We start from the raw sequence: 3,782 nt of genomic DNA on the forward strand, positions 1-3,782 counted from the left end.
ACCTATGCTGTCTTGAGCCGCAATAACCTCCTGACCTACCTCCTCGCCAGTGGCGAGCCCCTCTCTGAGGTTCAACGCGATGCGGAAGCCGGTCTGGTTTTCGCCCGCCAGGCCGGGTTCGGTGTCGTCGTCGGCTTCATTGCCGGGCAACTTCAGCTCATTCGAACGCTTCGCGGCCTGACGCCGGTGTTCGGCTGCTTCAACGACACAGGATTCGACGAGCAGCAATTCGAGCGTCAGACCGACGGCAAGCCGGGTAGTTGCTTGTACTGGATCCGCAAGCTGCAGGCACGCGCTCTCGCCGGCGACCACGTCGCAGCGCTTGCAGCGGCGGCGAAAGTACAAGGCCTCCTGTGGATGACCCCTGCCATTTTCGAGCGGGCGGAATACCATTTTTATGCAGGCCTCTCGCTGGCCGCACTCTGCGACGAAGTATCGGCCACCGAGAGTTCCCAACATCGGAGGGCCTTGGCCGCTCACCGCCGCCAAATCGAGGAGTGGGCCGAGCACAGTCCAGAGAATTTTGCGAGCCGCGCAATGTTGATCAACGCGGAGACTGCGCGCTTGGGCAACCACGCGCTGGATGCCGAGCATTTGTATGAACAGGCCATCCAATTGGCCAACGCGAACGCGCTTCCTCACGACGAGGCGATCGCGTATGAGCGCGCTTCCGCCTTCTACCGCAGGCGCGGGTTCGATCAGATTGCTCAGCTCTACCTGCAAAACGCCCGTCGCTGTTATCTGCGTTGGGGAGCTGCGGGCAAGGTGCGGCAACTCGATGAACTCTCTCCACGCCTGCGGGACGACGAACCAGCACCGGTTGCGACGAGCACAATCGAAGCGCCAGTCGAACGTCTCGACCTCGCTACCGTCATCAAGGTGTCGCAAGCGGTCTCCGGCGAAATCGACATCGAGAAGCTGATTGACACAGTGCTGCGAATGGCCATCGAACAGGCGGGAGCCGAGCGCGGGCTTCTTATCCTGTCGCGTGGTGGTGAGCCGCGAATTGCCGCGGAGGCCACGACCCGCGGCGACGCCGTGCTCATAGAGCTGCGCGATGCGGCCGCTGTGGGAACGATGCCGGAGTCAGTTCTCAACTACGTCCTGCGTACGGGGGAAGCTGTAAGCCTCGACGATGCGTCTGCCGAAAACTCCTTTGCGGCCGATCCCTACATCCGTGACCACACGGCCAGATCCATTCTCTGCTTGCCGCTGATCAACCACGCGAAGCTGATCGGCGTGCTCTATCTGGAGAACAATCTGGCCGGTCGTGTCTTCGCGCCGGCCCGCAGTGCGGTGCTGAAGCTCCTCGCTTCGCAGGCCGCCAGCGCGCTCGAGATTACCGGTCTTTACCGCGACCTCGCAGAACGCGAAGGCCGGATTGGCCGTCTGGTCGAGGCCAACATCATCGGGATTTTCATCCGCGATATAGATGGCCGAATTGTCGAGGCCAACGAGGCGTTTGTCAGGATGGTGGGCTATAGCCGCGACGAACTCTCCTCGGGTCGCCTGCTCGACGCAGATCTGACGCCGCCGGAGTGGCGCGATCGTGACGCCGAGGCTGGGGCCGAGCTGAAGATGAACGGCAGCGTCCAGCCGTTCGAAAAGGAGTACCAGCGAAAGGATGGTGGCCGCGTATCCGTGCTGATTGGCGAGGCGAGCTTCGAAGGAACCGGAAACCAGACTGTCGCCTTCGTACTGGATCTTTCCGAGCGCAAGCGGGCGGAGGAAAAATTACGAGCGAGCGAGTCACGCTTCCGAACGTTCGTCGACCACGCGACCGACGCGTTCTTCCTGCACGCCGACGACCTGACCGTCATAGATGTTAACCGTCAGGCCTGCGAAAGCCTCGGCTACAGCCGCGAGGAACTGATTGGGATGCACCCGCGCGAGTTCGACGGGGATCTGAACCAGGAGGTGCTCGCCAACTTGGTAGCTCGAGTTGAGACCGGACAGACAGTGACGTTCGAGACGCTGCACTGTCGCAAGGACGGCAGCGTATTTCCCGTCGAAATTCGCGCCGGTCGATTCCAGCAGGGAGAGCAATGGTTCCGTCTTTCACTTGTGCGCGACGTCACCAGCCGCAAGCAGGCGGAGAATGCCCTCCAACTCGCGCAAGCCGAGCTTGCCCATATGAGCAGGATGACCACAATGGGAGAGCTTGCGGCTTCGATCGCCCACGAGGTCAGACAGCCTCTCACCGGGCTCGTCGGCAACGGCAATGCGTGTCTTCGCTATCTTGATGCGGATCCGCGCGACATCGTCTCCGCCCGTCGGGCCGTCGAGCACATGATCAGTGATGCCTTTCGCGCGTCCGAGGTCATCGACCGGATCAGGGCGATGGCGAAGAAATCCCCCGAGCGGCGGGATCGGCTGAGCATCAATGAGATTGTTTCGGAGACGATTGCGTTGGTGTCCACGGACCTGCAACGAGGCGCCATCTCGCTGAACACCAAGCTGTCGGACAACCTGCCTCCAATCGTGGGCGATCAGGTCCAAATACAGCAGGTCGTTCTCAACCTCATAATGAACGCCAAGGATGCAATGACAGCGGTTCCAAAAGGATCACGCGAACTCGTCATAAGCACCGAACGAGTGGCACCACATACGGCTTTGGTAGCGGTCCGTGACAGTGGCCCGCCAATCGACTCCGCGAAGGTCGACGAAATGTTCGAGGCCTTTACAGCACCAAACCCAAGGGCATGGGCCTGGGGCTCACGATCAGTCGTTCGATTATCGAGTCTCACAACGGCCGACTCTGGGCCGTCCCCAACCAGCCTCGCGGCGCAATTTTCCAGTTTACATTGCCAGTTGAGGAGAAACCGGAATAATAATTAGCGTCCGGCCTGCCGCCATAACCTGCGGCTCAACCTTAGGGCGCATGGATGGAGGAGTTCGTCTACATCATTGATGATGACGCGTCGGTTCGGAGGGGCCTTGGCGAACTCTTGCGCTCGGTCGGACTTGGCGTGCAGACATTCGAGTCCAGCCAGGAGTTTCTGGACAGCAAGCGCTCTGATGCTCCAGGCTGCATCATCCTCGACGTGAGGCTGCCGGGGCGGAGCGGGCTCGAATTTCAGAGTATGCTGCAGAATTTGGGCATTCAACTTCCCGTCATTTTCATCAGTGCCCATAGCGACATTCCAATCTCGGTGCGCGCGATGAAATCGGGTGCTATCGAGTTCCTGACGAAGCCGCTGCGTGAACAGGAGTTGCTAGACGCGGTTCACGCCGGGATCGAGCAGGACCGCACTCGGCGGCATAAGGCCGAGCTCATTGCCGATTTTCGGACGCGCTACGATTCCTTGACGCCGCGCGAGCGAGAGATCATGAACCTGGTGGTCACCGGCAGGGTCAACAAGCAAATCGCTGCTCAAGCGGGTCTCAGCGAGGTGACCGTGAAGGTCCATCGCGGGCACGTCATGCAGAAGATGCGGGCGAAATCTCTCGTCGATCTGGTCCGAATGGCAGACAGCCTGGGTGTGACGACAACGCCGACTCGCATGAAATAGCGGTCCTATAAAGTATACCAACGTATAATTGCCCTGGTACGCATGAATATGCGCCGGATGCGCTCTTTCGATTTCCCTTAAGGAAGTTGATTAACTTGGCAATGGCGTTGAACCGCCAGCCGCCTCTACTGTCCAACCAAAGGACGGAGCTGGTTACATGATCAAAAGGCAGTATCTGCAATCTTCGCGGATACCCTGTGTGGTCCCCCAACGCGTCAAGCACTGCACGCATCAATCATACGTCAACCGCGAGTTCGGAGCCGTCCCTGC

At 59.9% G+C, this 3,782-nt stretch carries 1 protein-coding gene and 1 pseudogene; both read left to right on the plus strand.

The window, feature by feature from the left end:
* Nucleotides 1-2,831, plus strand: a pseudogene (locus NMG80_RS37660) (PAS domain S-box protein); the annotation flags it as partial.
* 54 nt (nucleotides 2,832-2,885) lie between these two features.
* Nucleotides 2,886-3,512, plus strand: coding sequence for a response regulator transcription factor (locus tag NMG80_RS01035; protein WP_254016406.1), 627 nt, complete (start codon nucleotides 2,886-2,888; stop codon nucleotides 3,510-3,512).
* Nucleotides 3,513-3,782: the final 270 nt, after the last annotated feature.

This window comes from Mesorhizobium escarrei (assembly GCF_935825525.1).
GTDB lineage: Bacteria > Pseudomonadota > Alphaproteobacteria > Rhizobiales > Rhizobiaceae > Mesorhizobium > Mesorhizobium escarrei.